Origin of the sequence: Microbacterium sp. LB12, assembly GCF_037150835.1 — a bacterium.
Taxonomy (GTDB): Bacteria; Actinomycetota; Actinomycetes; order Actinomycetales; family Microbacteriaceae; genus Microbacterium.
Window position 1 is genome coordinate 868659 of record NZ_JBBCPF010000001.1, and the last position, 17917, is coordinate 886575.

17 protein-coding genes are annotated in these 17917 nt (G+C 69.4%); 16 read left to right on the forward strand and 1 reads right to left on the reverse strand.

Features of this window, described 5'->3' with window-relative positions; genetic code table 11:
• Nucleotides 1–11 precede the first annotated feature (11 nt).
• The 12 genes from WFM69_RS04255 to WFM69_RS04310 all read left to right on the forward strand — a co-directional run bounded on the left by WFM69_RS04255 (nucleotide 12) and on the right by WFM69_RS04310 (nucleotide 13043).
• Nucleotides 12–839: an SDR family NAD(P)-dependent oxidoreductase gene (locus tag WFM69_RS04255; RefSeq protein WP_337001964.1), complete on the forward strand. Its 828-nt coding sequence runs from the start codon at nucleotides 12–14 to the stop codon at nucleotides 837–839.
• Nucleotides 840–888: 49 nt separating this feature from the next.
• Nucleotides 889–1872, forward strand: coding sequence for a serine hydrolase domain-containing protein (locus WFM69_RS04260; protein WP_337001966.1), 984 nt, complete (start codon nucleotides 889–891; stop codon nucleotides 1870–1872).
• A 109-nt stretch (nucleotides 1873–1981) separates the two neighbouring features.
• Nucleotides 1982–3304, forward strand: coding sequence for a flavin monoamine oxidase family protein (locus WFM69_RS04265; RefSeq protein ID WP_337001968.1), 1323 nt, complete (start codon nucleotides 1982–1984; stop codon nucleotides 3302–3304).
• 81 nt (nucleotides 3305–3385) lie between these two features.
• Complete coding sequence (locus tag WFM69_RS04270) at nucleotides 3386–4279, forward strand: formylglycine-generating enzyme family protein (RefSeq protein WP_337002106.1); 894 nt, start codon at nucleotides 3386–3388, stop codon at nucleotides 4277–4279.
• Between the two features lie 85 nt (nucleotides 4280–4364).
• On the forward strand, nucleotides 4365–5864 hold the full coding sequence (locus tag WFM69_RS04275) for an arylsulfatase (RefSeq protein ID WP_337001970.1): 1500 nt from the start codon (nucleotides 4365–4367) through the stop codon (nucleotides 5862–5864).
• A 34-nt stretch (nucleotides 5865–5898) separates the two neighbouring features.
• The gene (locus tag WFM69_RS04280) at nucleotides 5899–6240 is read left to right on the forward strand and encodes a YciI family protein (protein ID WP_337001972.1); all 342 of its coding nucleotides are present in this window, start codon (nucleotides 5899–5901) and stop codon (nucleotides 6238–6240) included.
• A 142-nt stretch (nucleotides 6241–6382) separates the two neighbouring features.
• Nucleotides 6383–7693, forward strand: a complete 1311-nt coding sequence (locus WFM69_RS04285; RefSeq protein WP_337001974.1) for an MFS transporter — start codon at nucleotides 6383–6385, stop codon at nucleotides 7691–7693.
• Between the two features lie 29 nt (nucleotides 7694–7722).
• The gene (locus WFM69_RS04290; RefSeq protein ID WP_337001976.1) at nucleotides 7723–8091 is read left to right on the forward strand and encodes a hypothetical protein; all 369 of its coding nucleotides are present in this window, start codon (nucleotides 7723–7725) and stop codon (nucleotides 8089–8091) included.
• 19 nt (nucleotides 8092–8110) lie between these two features.
• Nucleotides 8111–8959 carry a hypothetical protein gene (locus WFM69_RS04295; RefSeq protein WP_337001978.1) on the forward strand — a complete coding sequence of 283 codons (849 nt, stop codon included), beginning with the start codon at nucleotides 8111–8113 and terminating at the stop codon, nucleotides 8957–8959.
• Nucleotides 8956–10320 (forward strand): MFS transporter, encoded by a 1365-nt coding sequence (locus WFM69_RS04300; RefSeq protein ID WP_337001980.1) that lies wholly within the window; start codon nucleotides 8956–8958, stop codon nucleotides 10318–10320. Before WFM69_RS04295 ends, WFM69_RS04300 begins: the two co-directional genes overlap by 4 nt.
• A gap of 114 nt (nucleotides 10321–10434) precedes the next feature.
• Nucleotides 10435–12243, forward strand: coding sequence for an oleate hydratase (locus WFM69_RS04305; protein ID WP_337001982.1), 1809 nt, complete (start codon nucleotides 10435–10437; stop codon nucleotides 12241–12243).
• Nucleotides 12244–12278: 35 nt separating this feature from the next.
• Entirely contained in the window at nucleotides 12279–13043 is a 765-nt protein-coding gene (locus WFM69_RS04310; RefSeq protein WP_337001984.1) for a glycosyltransferase family 2 protein, read from the forward strand.
• 1 nt (nucleotide 13044) lies between these two features.
• On the opposite strand, the gene WFM69_RS04315 is transcribed toward WFM69_RS04310, so the two are convergent.
• Nucleotides 13045–13941 carry an alpha/beta fold hydrolase gene (locus WFM69_RS04315; RefSeq protein ID WP_442928434.1) on the reverse strand — a complete coding sequence of 299 codons (897 nt, stop codon included), beginning with the start codon at nucleotides 13939–13941 and terminating at the stop codon, nucleotides 13045–13047.
• On the opposite strand from WFM69_RS04315, the gene WFM69_RS04320 reads away from it, so the two are divergent.
• Genes WFM69_RS04320 through WFM69_RS04335 form a run of 4 tightly spaced genes read left to right on the forward strand, consistent with a single transcriptional unit; the run spans nucleotide 13890 to nucleotide 17907 of the window.
• Complete coding sequence (locus tag WFM69_RS04320) at nucleotides 13890–15776, forward strand: MDR family MFS transporter (RefSeq protein ID WP_337001988.1); 1887 nt, start codon at nucleotides 13890–13892, stop codon at nucleotides 15774–15776. The two genes, WFM69_RS04315 and WFM69_RS04320, sit on opposite strands and share 52 nt — an antisense overlap.
• Nucleotides 15777–15779: 3 nt before the next feature.
• The gene (locus WFM69_RS04325; protein ID WP_337001990.1) at nucleotides 15780–16232 is read left to right on the forward strand and encodes a MarR family winged helix-turn-helix transcriptional regulator; all 453 of its coding nucleotides are present in this window, start codon (nucleotides 15780–15782) and stop codon (nucleotides 16230–16232) included.
• Nucleotides 16233–16286: 54 nt separating this feature from the next.
• Nucleotides 16287–16781 (forward strand): MarR family winged helix-turn-helix transcriptional regulator, encoded by a 495-nt coding sequence (locus WFM69_RS04330; RefSeq protein ID WP_337001992.1) that lies wholly within the window; start codon nucleotides 16287–16289, stop codon nucleotides 16779–16781.
• A 37-nt stretch (nucleotides 16782–16818) separates the two neighbouring features.
• Nucleotides 16819–17907 carry an alkene reductase gene (locus WFM69_RS04335; RefSeq protein ID WP_337001994.1) on the forward strand — a complete coding sequence of 363 codons (1089 nt, stop codon included), beginning with the start codon at nucleotides 16819–16821 and terminating at the stop codon, nucleotides 17905–17907.
• The last annotated feature ends 10 nt before the right edge of the window (nucleotides 17908–17917 follow it).

Consider the following 17917-nt stretch of genomic DNA (forward strand, 5'->3'; position numbering starts at 1 on the left):
AGAGTCACCTCATGGATGACATCGCACTGATCACCGGGACCTCATCGGGTATGGGGCTGCACGCCGCCGTGGCACTGGCCGAGCGGGGGCTGCGGGTCGTCGCGACGATGCGCGACACCACGAGGGCCGGGGCGCTGCGAGATGCGGCTGCCACGGCGGGCGTCGACATCGACGTGCGCGCTCTCGACGTCGTCGACCACGAGGCGGCCGCTCGGCTCGTGGCCGACGTCGAGGCGGAGGTCGGCGGCATCCGCGTGCTCGTGAACAACGCCGGGCAGGGGAGCGTGGGCACCGCCGAACAGCTGACGATGGCGCAGATCCAGGCCCAGCTCGACGTCAACTACCTGGCGCCCGTGAATCTCGCCAAGCTCGTGCTCCCGGCGATGCGGGAGCGCGGCAGCGGCAGCATCCTCACCGTGACGAGTGTCGGCGGCGCGGTCGGTCAGCCGTTCGCCGATGCGTACTGCGGGGCCAAGTTCGCCGTGGAGGGGTTCATGCAGTCACTCGCCGTGGTCGCCGAGCGCTTCGGGGTGCGCGTGAGCGTGATGGAACCCGCGGCGGTCGCCAGTGCCTTCGTCGCGAATGCGGTCCGCCCCGAGCTCGGGGGCCCCTACGGCACTCTGCTGGACGCCTACTTCGCCCGCACCGCCGGAGCCTTCGCGAACGCCCAGTCCGCGGAGTCCGCCGGGGCGGCCATCGCCGCGGCGGCCCTGGCCGACGAGTACCGCTTCCGCTGGCAGAGCTCCGAGGGCGCGAGCCGGTTCGTGGGGGTGTCCCTCGCCGACACCGACGGCAGCGCCGTGCTCGGCTTCACCCGCCCCTGGATCGCCGCCGGCTGAGTTGCCGACCCTCCCGCCGCATGGTTACGTGGAGGTCATGACGAGCGACGTGGCTTCGACCCTGGACGATGCGGCACAGACCAGCGGATTCAGCGGGGTCATCCGCGTCGATCGGCCGGGGGAGGAGCCGTTCGCCCGCGCCTACGGTTTCGCCGACCGGGCACGGCGGCTGCCCATGGAGACCGGGAGCCGGTGCGCGGTGGCGAGTGTGGGGAAGGGCTTCACCGCACTCGCCGTGGGTGCGCTGATCGATGACGGCATCCTCTCGTTCGACACTCCGGTGCGGCCGCTGCTCGGCGCCGACCTTCCGCTCATCGACGACGCCGTGAGCGTCGGGCACCTGCTCGCGCACACCTCGGGGATCGGCGACTACCTCGACGAGTCCGACGGCGAGGTCACGGACTACGTGCTGGAGCGCCCGGTGCACGAGTTCGTCGACACCGAGGCGTACATCCCGGTGCTCGACGGTCGTGCGCAGATGAGCGCGCCAGACTCGGCCTTCGCCTACTGCAACAGCGGGTTCGTGCTGCTCGCGCTGGTCGCCGAGCGAGCCTCCGGCGTGCCGTTCCACGACCTCGTGCACCAGCGTGTGTTCACGCCCGCGGGCATGGCATCCACCTCCTACCCGCGCACCGACGAGATGCCCGGCGACCTCGCCCACGGCTATCTCGGCGACGACGATGACCGCACGAACGTCCTGCACCTGCCGGTTCGTGGCAGCGGGGACGGGGGTGCGGCGACCACCGCGGCCGATCTGGCTGCCTTCTGGGCGGCGTTCTTCGGCGACCGGATCGTCTCGGCGGCCACCCGGTCGGCGCTCCTCGAGCCCCGGCATCGGGTCGAGGACGAGAACCTCCGCTACGGACGCGGATTCTGGCGCGGATGGGAGTCGGAGCTCGTGATCCTCGAGGGGTACGACGCCGGGGTCTCGGCCCGCACCTGGCACGATCCGCTCTCGGGAGAGACCGCGACCGTCATCGCGAACACCTCGGACGGGGCGTGGCCGGTGCTGGAAGCCGTCGACTGGCACTGAGCCTGCGCCCGCCGAGCGCCTTCCGCCCACATCACGCCCGACGATATTCTGGAGCCGCCGGGATCGCGGGCTTCGCTCGACGATCGACGGTCGCGTCTGAGGAGGACTCATGGAGCACGTCGACACCATCGTGGTCGGAGCTGGGGTGTCGGGGCTCACCGCCGCACGGCTGCTGCAGGATGCAGGACGTCGAGTGATCGTGCTCGAGGCGCGCGACCGCACGGGCGGCCGCGTGCACACCGACCGCACGGCAGAGGCCACCGACCTCGGCGCCTCGTGGATCCACGGCGTGACCGACAACCCGGTCGCCGCGGCCGCCGCCGCCTTCGGCATGCGCACGGTCGAGTTCACGGTCGGCGGATACCAGGTCGACAGCCGCCCCATCGCCTACTACGGCCCCGACGGCCGGAAGCTCACCGACGACGAGGCGCGGGCGTTCGCCGCCGATGTGCACGCCGCCGATGCGACCCTGGTCGAGGTGATCGCCGCCTCGGTGCCCGACGCCTCGTACCGTGACGTCACTGAGGAGGCCCTCGCACGCCAGGACTGGGGCGCCGACCGTGCGCAGCGTGTGCGCGAGTATCTGGAGCACCGCTCCGAGGAGCAGTACGGCGCGTGGATCGAAGACCTCGCCGCGCACGGCCTCGACGACGACTCGATCGACGGCGACGAGGTCGTGTTCCCCGACGGCTACGGTGTGCTGCCGGACCGACTGGCCGAAGGACTGGACGTGCGCCTGGAACACGTCGTCACCGGCATCGACTGGTCGGACGGCGCGCGGGTGCGCACCTCGCACGGGGAGTTCGCGGCCGACACCGTTGTCGTCACGCTCCCGGTCGGCGTGCTGCATGCCGGCGCGGTCGAGATCGTGCCCCCGCTGCCCGCGGTGAACGCCGACGCGCTCGCCCGACTCGAGATGAACGCGTTCGAGAAGGTCTTCCTGCGGTTCCCCGAGCGCTTCTGGGACGACGGCGTCTACGCGATCCGCCAGCAGGGACCGGAGAGCCGGTGGTGGCACTCCTGGTACGACCTCACCGCGCTGCACGGCGAGCCCACGCTGCTGACCTTCGCCGCGGGACCCGCCGCCACGGGCACCCGGGACTGGGACGACGAGAGCGTCGTCGAATCGGTGCTCGCGCAGCTGCGGCGGCTGTACGGCGACCGCGTCGTCGCGCCGACCGGGCTGCACCGCACCGCCTGGCAGGACGACCCCTACTCGCACGGCTCCTACGCGTACATGAAGCTCGGATCGACCACGGCCGACCACGACGACCTCGCGACACCCGTCGGCGACGTGCTGCACATCGCCGGCGAGGCCACCTGGACCGACGACCCCGCGACGGTGCCCGCCGCCCTGTTCTCGGGGCACCGCGCCGCCGAGCGCATCCTCGGACGCCCGGTGCCGATCGAGCGTCTGTGGGCGCAGGCGTAGGTCGAAGAAGACAGGGCGATCAGACCTGCCTCGGCACGGCACCCTGACACTAGGGTGAGTCCCGTGACGAACTCGCGCGACATGGTCCAGATACCTGGCGGCACGTTCCGGATGGGGTCGGAGGACTTCTACCCCGATGAACGGCCGGTGCACGAGCGTGAGGTCGCGTCGTTCTTCATCGACCGTTATGCGGTGACCAACGAGCAGTACGCGGCGTTCGTCGACGCCACCGGCTACGTGACGGTCGCCGAGCGCGAACTCGATCCGGCCGCGTTCGCCGGCGCCGATCCCGCCGACCTCGTCCCCGGGTCGATGGTGTTCACCCCCACCGCCGGCCCGACCGACCTGCGCGACTGGCGCAACTGGTGGCGCTGGCAGCCGGGCGCCTTCTGGCGTCGGCCGTTCGGCCCCGACTCGTCGATCGACGAGCGGATGCAGCATCCGGTCGTCCATGTCGCTTTCGAGGACGCGACCGCCTACGCCGACTGGGTCGGGATGCGCCTGCCCACCGAGGCCGAGCACGAGTACGCGGCGCGCGGAGGACTCGACGGCGCGCCCTTCGCCTGGGGGGACGAGGCGTATCCCGGCGGCGTCGCGCAGGCCAACTCGTGGCTGGGACGCTTCCCCTACGACAACCAGGGCGTCGGCGGTACCGCACCCGTCGGCTCGTACCCGCCCAACGGATACGGCCTCTACGACATGATCGCCAACGTCTGGGAGTGGACGACCGACTTCTACACGCCGCGCCACATCCGCCTGTCCGACAACCCCGTCGACGCGGGCAAGCGCACGAATCTGCTCGCCGCCGCGAGCGCGCAGGAGGGCTTCCCCGATATCCCTCGGCGCGTGCTGAAGGGCGGATCCCACCTCTGCTCGCCCGACTACTGCCTGCGTTTCCGGCCCGCGGCGCGCTCGCCGCAGGCAGAGGACACGGGGATGTCGCACATCGGGTTCCGCCTCACCCGCTCCGAGTGAGCGGCGCTGGGTTTCGCCGACGGCTTCTGGTTCGCTTCCCCTGAGGGCATCCGCCCGTACTCACCGGTGACGCAAGGAGCGACGCATGTCGGAGAAGCCCAACATCCTCATCATCTGGGGCGATGACATCGGTATCGCCAATCTCAGCACGTACTCCGACGGGCTGATGGGCTACCGCACCCCGAACATCGACCGGATCGCCGCAGAGGGCGTGAAGTTCACCGACTACTACGGCGAGCAGAGCTGCACGGCGGGTCGCGCAGCCTTCATCACCGGCCAGAACCCGTATCGGACCGGGCTCACGAAGGTGGGCATGCCGGGCGCGAAGCTGGGTCTGCAGCCCGAGGATCCGACGATCGCCGATGCCCTCAAGCACCACGGCTATGCCACCGGCCAGTTCGGCAAGAACCACCTCGGCGACCGCGACGAGCACCTGCCCACCGCGCACGGCTTCGACGAGTTCTTCGGCAACCTGTACCACCTCAACGCCGAGGAGGAACCGGAGCACCCCGACTATCCGACCGACGAGGAGTTCCCCGGGTTCAGCGAGAGGTTCCGCCCGCGCGGGGTCATCCACTCGTGGGCGAACGCCGATGGCACGCAGCGCATCGAAGACACCGGGGCGCTCACGAAGAAGCGGATGGAGACGGTCGACGAGGAGTTCCGCGATGCGGCTGCCGACTTCATCCGGGCGCAGGCCGCGGAAGACACCCCGTTCTTCGTGTGGTTCAACTCCACCCACATGCACTTCCGCACGCACACGAAGGAAGAGAGCAAGGGGCGGGCGGGACGCTGGCAGTCGAACTACCACGACACGATGCTCGACCACGATGACGTGGTGGGAAGCCTGCTCGACCTGCTCGACGAGCTCGGCCTGGCCGAGAACACGATCGTCATGTACTCGACCGACAACGGCCCGCACATGAACAGCTGGCCGGATGCCGGCATGACACCGTTCCGCAACGAGAAGAACTCCAACTGGGAGGGCGCCTACCGCGTGCCGGCCATGGTCCGCTGGCCCGGCTACGTCCCCGCCGGGACCACGCTGAACGGGATCGTGAGCCACAACGACTGGTTCGTGACGCTGCTCGCGGCCGTGGGGGACGATGACATCGCCGAGCGGCTGAAGGCGGGCACCACGCTGCACGGCACCGAGTTCCACGTGCACCTGGACGGCCACAATCAGCTCGACTACATCACCGGGGCCGTGGATGAGAGCCCGCGCCGGCACTTCTTCTACGTGTCGGACGACGGCGACCTCACGGCGCTGCGCTTCGACAACTGGAAGTTCGTGTTCCTGGAGCAGCGCGCCGCGGGAACCCTGCAGGTGTGGCAGGAGCCGTACATCGAGCTGCGGTTCCCGAAGCTGTTCAACCTGCGCACCGACCCGTTCGAGCGTGCGGACATCACGTCGAACACCTATTGGGACTGGGTGCTCGACCACGTGTTCCTGATGATCCCCGCGCAGGCGTACGTCGCCCGGATGCTGGCGACGCTGGCGGAGTTCCCCGCCCGCCAGGAGTCGGCCTCGTTCACGATCAACCAGGTCATGAAGAAGCTGGAGTCCACCGTCGGCAGCTCCTGACGGCGTCCGTCACGATGGCCTGAGGAGGAGCAGGATGACCCAGTACATCATCTACTTCAACCAGCAGTGGGTCGGAGATCACACCCCGGAGTGGTTCGCCTCGCGCGGCCCTCTCGCGAACGCCGTCGTGTCGCAGATGCGGGATGCCGGGGTTCTCGTCTTCGCAGCAGGCGTGGACGAGGACCCCGACGCCGCCATCACGGCAGACATCTCCGACGGCTCGGCAACCATCGTCGATGGGCTGTATGCCCCCGAGGAGCAGTACATCGGGGGATTGACGATCGTGGACGTCGCCGATGAAGAAGAAGCGAAGCTGTGGGGCGGCAGGCTCGCCGAAGCCTGCGGCTGGCCGCAGCAGATCCGCCGGGTGTACTGACTCTGTGGCCTCGGATGATCGTCTCCGCGTGAGTGATGCACCCGGCAATGGCGTCACTGTTTGGACCAGGGGAGTCCACTAGCGAGCCACGTTGATACATTGGGATCGTCCCCTCTCTCCCGGCAAGCAAGGACGGTTCCGCGTGGCGGCTCGGCAGTCTGGAACCGTCACCTCTGGCGGGCGTCCGCCCTCCGCATCGCGCTACATCCTGCGCTCGCGCCTGCTGCGTGGGGCGTTCATCAGCCTGGTCATCTCGGGGATCGGCATCTCGATCACGGTGCCGCAGATCACGCTCTTCCTCGTCGACGAGCTGCATTTCTCCGTCGGTCAGGCGGGCCTCTACTTCCTCACGAACCTGACCGCACCGATCGCCGGCTACGTGGTGGGGTCGCTGTCCGATCGTGCGGGGTCCCGGCTCTTGGTGTTCCGCCTCTGCGCGCTCGCAGGGGCCCTCGGCTGGGTGTTGATGGCGTTCGCGATGCAGCCGTGGATGCCGTTCGCGATCAACATGCTGCTGCTCAGCATGGCCGGGGCGGGCGCGGCGCAACTGCAGGCCGCCGTGCGCGACGAGCTGAACCGCACGCCCACGACCGCCGACAACGAGGTCGTCGCGGTGATGCGGATGGCCATGGCATTCGGGTGGATCGTCGGTCCGGTCATCGGTGCTGTGCTCGGCGCCGTGCTCGGGCTGCGTCCGCTCCTCCTCGTGACCGGGATCTGCGTGCTGATCTCGATCCTCCCGCTGATCGGCGCGAAGGCGCCGTCCCTCGCGGAGCGGAGCGCGGCCGTCACCCGTCTCCGGCACCCGGGCGAAGAAGCGGAGACGGCGGTCGGCGGCGCATCTGCTCCGCGCCGGGAGACGTCTATGCTGCCCCTGCTGGTCTTCACCGCGATCTATGTGCTCATCATGTGCGGCGAGACCGTGAAGCTGGCGTATCTGCCGCTGTACATGGACGGCGAGCTCCACGTCGATGCGGGCGTGCGCGGCGCGATCATCGGGCTGCAGCCGCTCGTCGAACTCCTCCTGATGCCGGTGGCGGCGCGACTGGCGACCCGGTACGGAACCTCGCGCGTGCTGTTCGGCGGCGCGGTGATGGCGGTCGCCGCGCACGTGTCGTACGCCTCAGCGGACACGATCGGCCCACACCTCGTCATGCTCGTCGTCGGGCAGCTGCTCATGGCGGGTGTGATCGCGTCGTTCGGCGTGCTGGGCATCACCGTGGCGCAGCGCCTGGTCCCGACCCGGGTGGGGATGGCGACCAGCGTCTTCCTCAGCGCCTACGCGATCAACGGCGCGGTCGGCGGATTCCTCGGCAGCGTCGGGTCGAGCTGGCTGGGCCTGCCTCACCTGTTCTGGATCCCCGCCGTGATCGCCGCGATCGGAGGCATCGCGCTGGTGGTGCTCAACGCGCGCGTGCCGCTCGATGCGCCGGCCGCCCCCATCCGGCCCTGACCGTCAGGGGGAGCCGATACTCTCGGTGCATGCGCCGAATCGTGGTCGTTCCTCTCGTGCTCGCCGTCGGGCTCCTGGCCGGATGCTCGCACGTCACGCAGCTGGCCGGTGATGCGCTCGGCGTCGATGTGCACGCGACCTGCACCACGATCGACGAGGCCTACGCGCAGTATCAGACCCTGCTCGACCAGGGTGGTGCCACGGCCGAGCAGGTCGATGCGGCGCGCGACGACCTGGTGGCGACGCTCGACGGTCTGGCCGGTGATGTGGACGGGCAGCTGGGCGATGTGATCCGCTCCGGCGCCGAGCAGATCGGGAGGATGACCGACCTGCAGGCGCCCGAGACGATCGAGGCGATCGACCAGCTGAAGGACTCCCTCTCGGCGCTCTGCGGCTGAGAACGGGGGATGTGGGACGATGCCGAAGATGGACACCGCGACCGATCAGGAACTCCGCGCGCTGCGGGCCCGAGCGTACGGCCCGATGGCCGACATCGAGAAGGACCCCGCGGCGCTCCGCCGCCTCCAACAGCTCGAGGCGATGCAGCATGCGGCGGCGTCCGGCGGTGGTTCCACGGCATCCCCGGCGGTGGTCGAGCCGGAGGAGGTGCGCGATCCGGAGCCTGCGACAGCCGGCTGGGATCGCGCGTTCGAGGTGTTCGACCCGGCGCCGTCGGCCCCCTCCGACGGCGATTCCTCGGTGCCGGAAGCCACGTCGGATGAACCCGCCCCGCGTCGCCCTCTGTGGCCCGCGTCGTTCGGAAGCCGGGTGGTGTGGGCGGCCGCCATCGCCGCCTCGGCCGCCATCGCCTCGGCGATCACCTACGGGTTGGTGAGCGTCACCCCGGTCGCCGCATCCGCAGGGGCCCCGCAGATCGCCACGCTCGAGCCGCTGCCCGGCGCCGCGATCCCGCCCGGGTGGATGGGAGCGGGGCCGAGTTCCGCGGTGTTCGAGTTCTATGGGCTCACGCTCGTCGAGACGAGCAGCGGCTACAGTTACGGGTTCGGCGGCGGCACGAACTGCTTCCTCGTGATCGCCACGAGTGCGGTCCCAGACCGCGACGACTACGACTCGTCGTCGGGGTGGTCGATCGAAGGCCCGGTGTACTCCGGATGCGCCGTCGGCGTGTTCCCCAGCACCGTCGAGATGCCGATCGACAGCAACGCCCCGAAGGAGCTGACCACCCGCTTCCCGTCCGGTGGTGCGCTGCAGTTCGTGTTCGACGGCGACAGCGTGGGTGTCTTCCTCGACGGCGAGTCGATGTGAGCGCGTCCTCCACGACCGACGCTCCCCGCTCCACGCTCCGCCTCTGGCTGGCGATGGTGCCGCTGCTGCTCGGCATCCTGATCGGTGCGCTCGCCATCAGCAGCGTGTCGACGGCGCTGCCGGCGATCCGCGGCGACCTGGCCATGAGCGACACCGAGGCGCTCTGGCTCGCGGATGTCTACGCGCTGTCCCTCGCGGCCACCCTCATCCTCGCGGCACGGATCGGCGACGCGTTCGGGCGCAAGCGGATCGTCCTGATCGGGCTCGCCGGGTTCGCGGTGCTCAACGCGATCGGCGGCTTCGCGCAGAGCCCGCTGCTGTTGATCGTGATCCGCGCGCTGCTGGGGGTGGCGGAAGCGTTCGTCGTGGCCGGTGTGGTCTCCACGATCGGGGCGAAGTACCAGGCCAGGGAGCGCGTGCTCGCCTACGGTCTGTGGACCGCGACGTTCGGCGCGGGAAGCGCGCTGGGGCCTGTCCTCGGCGGTCTGCTCGCGGAAGGGCCGGGGTGGCGATGGCTGCTGCTGGGGAGTGTGCCGCTCGCGGTGCTGGCCGGCGCGCTGGCGATCTGGCTGGTCCCCGAATCCCGCAGTTCGCGGCCTCCGTCCTGGGATGTCGCGAGCATCCTCACGTCCATCGTCGCGATCGGCGCTCTCGCCTATGCGCTGCACGAGGCGCTCGCGGCACCGGTGCCCGCCACGATCGCCGGTGTCGTCGCCGTGGCGAGCCTGGTGTTCTTCATCCTCCGCCAGCGGCGTCTCGCCGAACCGCTCATCGACATGCGGTTGTTCGGGCTGCCCGGATTCAGTCCGGCGATCGTGCGCATCGTCGCGGCGAGCGGTGTCTCGGCGGCATCCGTGCTGCTCGTGAGCCTGCACCTGCAGGACACGAGGGGATGGACCGCGGCCGAGGCGGGCCTCGCGATCCTGCCGCAGGCGGTCGCGATCGCGCTCGGCGGGGTGATTGCGCCGATCGCGCTCCGCTGGGTGGCGTCCGAGGTGCAGACCGTGCTGGCGCTGCTGCTGCAGGCCGCCGGCATGGCCTGGCTGTTCACCGACCCCGATCTCGTCGCGGTGCCGCTTGCGCTCGTCGGCCTCGGGTTCGGCATCGCCGCGACGCTCGCCGCGACCGCCCTGTTCGATGCCACGACAGAGGACGACGCCGGGCAGGTCGGCGCCATCCAGGAAGTGGCCTTCTCGCTCGGCAGCGGGTTCGGCATCGCGATCCTCGGAACAGTCGCGACGGTCGCGACCGGCGGGTACGCGACCGCTGTCCTCGTCGCCGCAGCGGTGGCCGCGGCGGCCGGGCTGCTGCCGCTCCTCCGTCGGCGCACGTCGCGGGCAGACCCCGTGCACCGCGACTGAGGTCTCCGTCGATCACCCCGTGCGCTCACCGACGAAGGGTGAGCCACCCCCTCCGCTGTGCGCCGCACTGCGATCTACTGGACGCGAATCGACCGGTGAGGGGAAGGAAGATCGATGTATCGGAGCAATGGCAACTACGAAGCATTCGCACGGCCGCGCAAACCCGAAGGAGCCGATGACAAGACCGTGTGGCTCGTCGGCGGGGGCCTCGCGGCGATGGCAGCGGCGATCTTCCTGATCCGCGACGGGCAGATCGCGGGGGAGCGGATCACCATCCTCGAGGAGCTCGGGCTCCCGGGCGGTGCGCTCGATGGCATCAAGTATCCGGAGAAGGGCTTCGTGATCCGCGGCGGCCGCGAGCTCGAGGACCACATGGAGTGCCTGTGGGACATGTTCCGCTCCGTCCCCTCGCTCGAGATCGACGGCGCGAGCGTGCTCGACGAGTTCTACTGGCTCAACAAGGACGATCCGAACTCCTCTCTCTGCCGGGTCACCGAGAAACAGGGCCAGGACGCCCACACGAACAAGTTGTTCACGCTGTCGGAGAAGGCGCAGCAGGAGATCGTGAAGGTCATCCTCGCCACCCGGGAGCAGATGGAGGGCAAGCGCATCGACGAGGTGTTCGGCGAGGACTTCCTCGCGAGCAACTTCTGGCTGTACTGGCGCACGATGTTCGCGTTCGAGGAATGGCACTCCGCGTTGGAGATGAAGCTGTACCTGCACCGCTTCATGCATCACATCGGCGGGCTGCCGGATCTGTCCGCGCTCAAGTTCACGAAGTACAACCAGTACGAGTCGCTGGTGCTGCCGATGCAGAAGTTCCTCGACGACCACGGTGTGCAGTTCCGCTTCCACCACACGGTCACCGACGTGCAGTTCGACATCGCGGAAGGCCGCAAGCAGGCCACGCGCATCGACTGGATCGCCGACGGCGAGCCGGGAGGGGTCGACCTCGGCCCCGACGACCTGTGCCTCATGACGATCGGCTCACTCACCGAGAACTCCGACAATGGTGACCAGCACACGCCCGCGAAGCTCAAAGAAGGGCCGGCACCGGCGTGGGACTTTTGGAAGAAGGTCGCCGCGAAGTCTCCGGACTTCGGGCGTCCCGAGGTGTTCTGCAACGACATCGCGAAGACCAAGTGGGAATCGGCGACGGTCACCACGGTCGACGAGCGCATCCCCGCCTACATCGAGCGGATCGCCCAGCGCGACCCGTTCTCGGGCAAGGTCGTCACGGGCGGCATCGTGACGGCGAAGGACTCGTCCTGGCTGATGAGCTGGACCGTCAACCGGCAACCGCATTTCAAGGCGCAGAAGCCGAACGAGATCGTGGTGTGGGTGTACGGCCTGTTCGTGGAGACGCCGGGTGACTTCGTCAAGAAGCCGTTGCAGGACTGCACGGGCGAGGAGATCGCGCAGGAGTGGCTGTACCACCTGGGGGTTCCCGTCGAGGACATCCCGGAGCTGGCGGCCTCCGGCGCGAAGACGGTTCCGGTGATGATGCCGTACGTGACCTCGTTCTTCCTGCCGCGCAAGGCGGGAGATCGCCCGCAGGTGGTGCCGGAGGGGAGCGTGAACTTCGCGTTCCTCGGACAGTTCGCCGAGACGACCCGCGACACGATCTTCACGACCGAGTACTCGGTGCGCACGGCGATGGAGGCGACCTACCAACTGCTCGACATCGAGCGCGGGGTGCCGGAGGTGTTCAACTCCACCTATGACATCCGCTACCTGCTGAAGGCGACGGCGCGGCTGCGCGATGGCGAGACCGTGCACATCCCCGGGCCGAACTTCGTCAAGGGGCGCCTGCTCGACCGGCTCGACAACACCCAGATGGGCGAACTGCTCACCGACTTCGGACTGATCCCGCCGCACGGCGAGACCGGGAAGCGGGAGCGCTCGGACGATGCGATCGCCTAGTGGGCGGCGCGACTCGCGATGACGACGATACGAGGATGATGACGGACGTCTTCCCTCGGTCCGTCTCGGTGGCCATACCGGTGCGCGACGACGCCCGCCTGCTCGACGTGTGCTTGCGCGCGCTCGACCGGCAGACACGCAGGCCGGACGAGATCGTGGTGGTCGACAACGGCAGCAGCGACGACACGGTGGCCGTGGCCGAGCGGTACGGCGCCCGCGTCGTGACCGAGCCGGTGCAGGGGATCCCGCGGGCCGCCGCGGCCGGCTACGACGCGGCGACGGGCGACGTCATCGCACGGCTGGATGCCGACTCCCGCCCCGGCCCCGACTGGATCGCGCGCATCGAGCGCGCGTTCCGCGAGCGTGACGATCTGGACTTCCTCACGGGGGAGCCGCGCTTCTACGGGGCGACCCCGCTGGTGCACTGGATGGGGGAGCGGCTCTACATCGGAGGCATGTACGCCACGGTGACCCCGATCCTCGGCCACGCGCCGCTGTACGGGTCGAACATGGCGATGCGTGCCTCGGCCTGGCGGATCCTGAGCGGCGAGGTGCACCGCGAGGAGCGCAACATCCACGACGACTTCGACCTGTCGTTCCATGTGCGACCGGGGATGACCGTGCTCCGCGACCGTTCCCTGGTGGTGGAGGTGTCCGCGCGCCCGCTGAAGGACTGGGCGTCGCTGCGGCGTCGGCTGAGCTACGTGCTGCCTACCGTGCGACTGCACCTTCCGCGGGAGGTGCGGCTCCGGCGGCGGCAGATGCGGCACCAGGAGGACACCTCGTCGATGGGGCGCTGAGTCAGCCGTCGGCGTGGGCGTAGAGCGCGAGCAGGTCGGCCGTGAGCTGGTGCGGTGTCGTCTCGCTGGGGCTGTGTCCGGTCGCGTACGAGCGGAACTCCGCACCGATGGCGCGGGCATAGCGCTCGTGGGCGGCGAGCGGCCACAGGTCGTGCGATCCGGCGACGACGAGCGTGGGGAGGGACAGCGCGCGCACGGCGTCCCGCAGATCGGGGCTCGCCATCATCAGGCCGACGATCTCGTCGACGCTGCGCCGGCTCGTGAGGGCGAACCGTGATCGCACGAAGGCGAGGCGTCGCGGCGGCACCCGGTTCTTGTTGGTCACGATGCCCCAGATCATCAGGCCGGCTCCGCGGTGCGGGCTCGCGAACGGAGCGAGTGGTCCCAGCAGCTTCATGCTCGCGAAGACGTTGCCCGAACCGGGTGGGGTGGTCAGGAGGGTGAGGGAGCGGATGAGCTCGGGGCGGCGGACGGCGACGAGCTGCGCGACGGTGCCCGCGAACGAGTACCCCAGAAGGTGCGCCGGCTGCCCCGCTTCGAGGAAGGCCACGAGGTCGTCGACGAAGAGGTCGTACGTGTAGGCGGAGTCCGTGCCGGCCGCGTGCGACTCGTACTGGCCGGCGAGGTCGAACGACTGCACGAAGTACCCCGCCTGCGCCAGCAGCGGCAGCATCAGGACGAAGTCCTCCTTGGATCCGGTCGCTCCGGGAACCAGGACCACCCGTGGGTGCGCGGGATCGCCCAGCGAGACGACCGCGAGCTCGCCGCTCGGTGCTGCGAATCGGGAGCTCGTCGCCCCGGTCGGCGGCACCGTCCAGTCGATGTCCCCGATGGCCGCGTCGAGGGATGCCGGGGCGAGAGGGGCCCGGTCACTCCGTGAATCTGCCGACACGCTCACAAGGTACCGCTCGGCCTCCGCGGGTGTGCGGATGCGCGCCGGTGGACGCCGATAGTTGCGCTTTCGCAACTATCGGCGTATGGTTGACCTCGATCAACTTTCTACGCAGGAGCATCCCACACGTGACAACCACCTCAACCCCCGCATCCGAGACGCGCTCGGCCCGCGAGGTCTTCACCGCGATCTCCGGCCTCATCGTCGGAATGTTCGTGGCCGTGCTCTCGGGCACGGTCGTGTCGACCTCGATGCCGGTCATCATCGCCGACCTCGGCGGCACGCAGTCCCAGTACACCTGGGTCATCACCGCGAGCCTTCTCGCCACCGCCGTCTCCACCCCGATCTGGGGCAAGCTCGCCGACCTGGTCGACCGCAAGGTCCTCATCCAGATCTCGCTCATCCTCTTCACCGTCGGCACCGTGATCGCAGGCTTCTCCACCGACACGAACATGCTCATCGCGGTCCGCGTGATCCAGGGCATCGGCGTCGGCGGGCTCATGTCCCTCGTCATGATCGCCGTGGCCCTCATCATCTCGCCGCGCGAGCGCGGCAAGTACATGGGTGTCGTCGGCGGCATCATGGCGCTCGGCACCATCGGGGGGCCGCTGCTCGGCGGCGTCATCACCGACGCCTGGGGCTGGCGCGCCAACTTCTTCGTCGGCGTCCCGTTCGCGATCGTCGCGCTGGTCCTGCTGCAGTTCACCCTGCACCTGCCCAAGCCGCAGCGCGGCACCAAGGTGTCGATCGACTACTTCGGCATCGTGCTGCTGGCGGTCGGCGTCTCGACCCTGCTCATCTGGGTCTCCATGGGCGGCAGCCAGTTCGACTGGGACTCCTCGACGAGCATCATGCTCGCCGTCATCGCCGGTGTCGCGATCGCCGGGTTCATCGCCGTCGAGTTCTTCGTCAAGGAACCGATCGTGCCGATGTCGCTGTTCCGCAACCGCACCTTCACCCTCTCTGTCATCGCGTCCATCGCGATCGGCGTCTCGATGTTCGCCACCTCGGTGTTCCTGGCGCAGTACTTCCAGCTGGCCCGTGGCGCCACGCCCACCGAGTCCGGCCTCATGACCATCCCGATGATCATCGGCCAGATGGGCGCATCGATCATCATCGGCCAGCTCGTCAGCCGCTTCGGCAAGTGGAAGGGCTGGATGCTCACCGGCTCCGTGCTCGCGACGATCGGTGTGAGCCTGATGGCGACGCTCCGCTACGACACCCCGTTCACCCTCGTCGCGCTCTACATGTTCGTCTTGGGTGCCGGGCTCGGCATGGTCATGCAGAACCTCACCCTGATCGTGCAGAACGACACCGACCCGCGACAGCTCGGCGCCGCTTCGTCGAACGTCAACTTCTTCCGCACCATCGCCGGCACCATCGGCGTGACGGTCATGGGATCGCTGCTGTCGACCAGCGTCGCCACCTACGTCAAGGACGGCCTGGACGGCTTCGTGCCGAGCTCGCCCGATGAGATCGAGGCGCTCAAGCACCTGGCCTCGGGCGACGTCCCCAAGGTCGGCCAGCTGCCGGACACGATCCGCGCGATCGTCGAGGGCGCCTACGGCCACGGCATCGCCGACGCCTTCATCATCGCGATCCCGTTGGCGGTCATCGCGATCATCGCGATCGCGTTCATCAAGAACAAGCCGCTGTCGACCAAGACGGCCGCCGAGCAGATGCTCGAGCAGGCGGAGGAATCCGTCATCGAGGTCTCCGAGGCCGAGGTCGGTGCCTCCCTCTCCACGGAGACGATCCGTCTCGAAGGCACCGGTACGGTCTCCACCGCGACGGGATCGGTCAGCGTCCTCGAACGCGAGGATCGGGACGGGGAGCGCTGAGCCATGACGTCCGCAGCGGTCGAGTCGTCGGACGTCGACAGCGCGCTGGGCGACCTCCAGGCGCACCTGAACCTCATCTTCGCGAGGACCAGGTCGCTGTGGAAGGAGTCGGCCGCACGGGTGCACCCCGACCTGCAGGTCGCCGGGTACAAGCTGTTGACGTTCATCGATCGGGCCGGGACCGCGAACGCGCATGAGATCGCCGAGCGGTTCGAGATGGACAAGTCGGTGATCAGCCGTCAGGTGCGGATGCTCGAGGAGCTCGGGCTCCTCGTGTCGCACCCCGACGAGCACGACGGGCGGCTCCGCGTGCTCACCGCGACGACCTCGGCGTGCCGTGCGCTCGCCGAGGTCCGTCGCGCGTACGGCACCCGCCTGCAGGCCGTGATCGACGAGCTCACGCCCGAGGAGATCCGCGCCGCATCGAAAGCCTTCCGGCTACTCGCAGAGGTCTGACCCGAAGCCCCGCTGTCGCAGGGGACAGCGGGGCTTCGCCGTACACTGGCGAGCATGAGCGCCTCCTCCGACGCCCCCGCCGAAACCCCCGCGAACAGCAACGCATCAGCGCGCCTGGCGGAGTCGGATCTCGAGCAGGCGATCACCAGGGTCGAGCACGAGATGGGCCGCCTCTTCGCGCGGATCCGCATCGGCTGGCGCGAGGCCGCCGTGACCGTGCACCCCGACCTGCAGCCCCTCGGCTACCAGGTGCTCACGTCCATCGCGAGCGGCAAGGCGACCTCGGCCGGCGCGATCATCGAGCGCCTGCAGACCGACAAGTCCGCCGTCAGCCGCCAGGTGCGCCAGCTCGAGCAGCTCGGCCTCGTCGAGAGCATCCCCGATCCCGAGGATCGCCGCGCCCGCGTGCTCGTGGCCACCGAACTCGCGCAGGAGCGGGTCGCCCTCGCCCGCTCCCGCTACGAAGGGCGCATCGGCGCGCGGCTGCGCAACTGGACGGCGGCCGACCTCGACCACTTCGCCGACCTGCTCGCCGACCTCGGCGGCTGAGGGAATAGCGCGTCGCGCTCGCGCCTTACCCCTCACTGTGACTCTCTTCGATCCGGCCGTCTTCGGCGCCCTGCAGCTGTCCAACCGCGTCGTGATGGCGCCGCTCACCCGTACCCGTGCGGATGACGACGGCGTTCCCACCGCGACCATGGTGGAGTACTACCGCCAGCGGGCGGGACAGGGCCTGATCGTCTCCGAGGGCACGTGGCCCGCCGCCGAGGGCAAGTCGTATCCCGGGCAGCCGGGCATCGTGACGGCGGCGCAGGTCGACGGATGGCGCCGCATCGCCGACGCGGTGCACGAGGCCGGCGGCACGATCGTCATGCAGCTGATGCACGGGGGACGCGTGGGACACCCCGCGATCTCCGGGCAGCCCCGCGTCGTGGCGCCGAGCGCGCTCGCCGCGCCGGGGCAGACGCGCACCCCGCAGGGCAAGGCCGACCTCCCGGTGGCGCACGCGCTGACGCTCGACGAGATCCCCGAGGTCGTCGAGCAGTTCGCGCAGGCCGCGCGCAATGCGATCGCGGCGGGCTTCGACGGCGTCGAAGTGCACGGCGCGAACGGCTACCTCGTGCACGAGTTCCTGTCCCCGGTGTCGAACGTCCGCGAGGATCGCTACGGCGGCACGCCCGAGAACCGTGCCCGCTTCGCGATCGAGGTCACGACCGCGGTCGCCGCGGCCGTCGGAGCCGACCGCACCGGCATCCGCCTCTCGCCGCAGCACAACATCCAGGGCGTGCTCGAAGAGGACGACGCCGACGTGCGCGCCACCTACACGGCGGTCGCGGAGGGGCTGGCGCCGCTGGGGCTGGCCTTCATCGACGTGCTGAATGCGGATCCGTCCAGCGAGATCGTGCAGCACATCCGTCGCACGGCCGGCGCCCCGTTGATCGTCAACACCGGGTTCGGCGTCATGACGGACCGCGAAGGAGCCGAGGCTCTCCTCGCCGAGGGATGGGCGGATGCCGTCGCCGCCGGCCGTCCCGTGATCGCCAACCCCGATCTGGTCGAGCGGTGGCGTCGGGGTGCCGAGCTCAACGAGCCGCGCCCCGAGCTGTTCTACGGGTCGACGGCCGAGGGCTACATCGACTACCCGTCGCTGGAGGATGCGCGCGCCGCGGTGTGACGTCCGGTCG

Coding starts and splice junctions, on each gene's coding strand:
- WFM69_RS04320 (WP_337001988.1), top strand. CDS start 13,890: ATGCCGGGGCGAGAGGGGCCCGGTCACTCCGTGAATCTGCCGACACGC.
- WFM69_RS04330 (WP_337001992.1), top strand. CDS start 16,287: ATGAGCGCCTCCTCCGACGCCCCCGCCGAAACCCCCGCGAACAGCAAC.
- WFM69_RS04310 (WP_337001984.1), top strand. CDS start 12,279: ATGATGACGGACGTCTTCCCTCGGTCCGTCTCGGTGGCCATACCGGTG.
- WFM69_RS04265 (WP_337001968.1), top strand. CDS start 1,982: ATGGAGCACGTCGACACCATCGTGGTCGGAGCTGGGGTGTCGGGGCTC.
- WFM69_RS04270 (WP_337002106.1), top strand. CDS start 3,386: ATGGTCCAGATACCTGGCGGCACGTTCCGGATGGGGTCGGAGGACTTC.
- WFM69_RS04295 (WP_337001978.1), top strand. CDS start 8,111: ATGCCGAAGATGGACACCGCGACCGATCAGGAACTCCGCGCGCTGCGG.
- WFM69_RS04280 (WP_337001972.1), top strand. CDS start 5,899: ATGACCCAGTACATCATCTACTTCAACCAGCAGTGGGTCGGAGATCAC.
- WFM69_RS04325 (WP_337001990.1), top strand. CDS start 15,780: ATGACGTCCGCAGCGGTCGAGTCGTCGGACGTCGACAGCGCGCTGGGC.
- WFM69_RS04275 (WP_337001970.1), top strand. CDS start 4,365: ATGTCGGAGAAGCCCAACATCCTCATCATCTGGGGCGATGACATCGGT.
- WFM69_RS04255 (WP_337001964.1), top strand. CDS start 12: ATGGATGACATCGCACTGATCACCGGGACCTCATCGGGTATGGGGCTG.
- WFM69_RS04305 (WP_337001982.1), top strand. CDS start 10,435: ATGTATCGGAGCAATGGCAACTACGAAGCATTCGCACGGCCGCGCAAA.
- WFM69_RS04290 (WP_337001976.1), top strand. CDS start 7,723: ATGCGCCGAATCGTGGTCGTTCCTCTCGTGCTCGCCGTCGGGCTCCTG.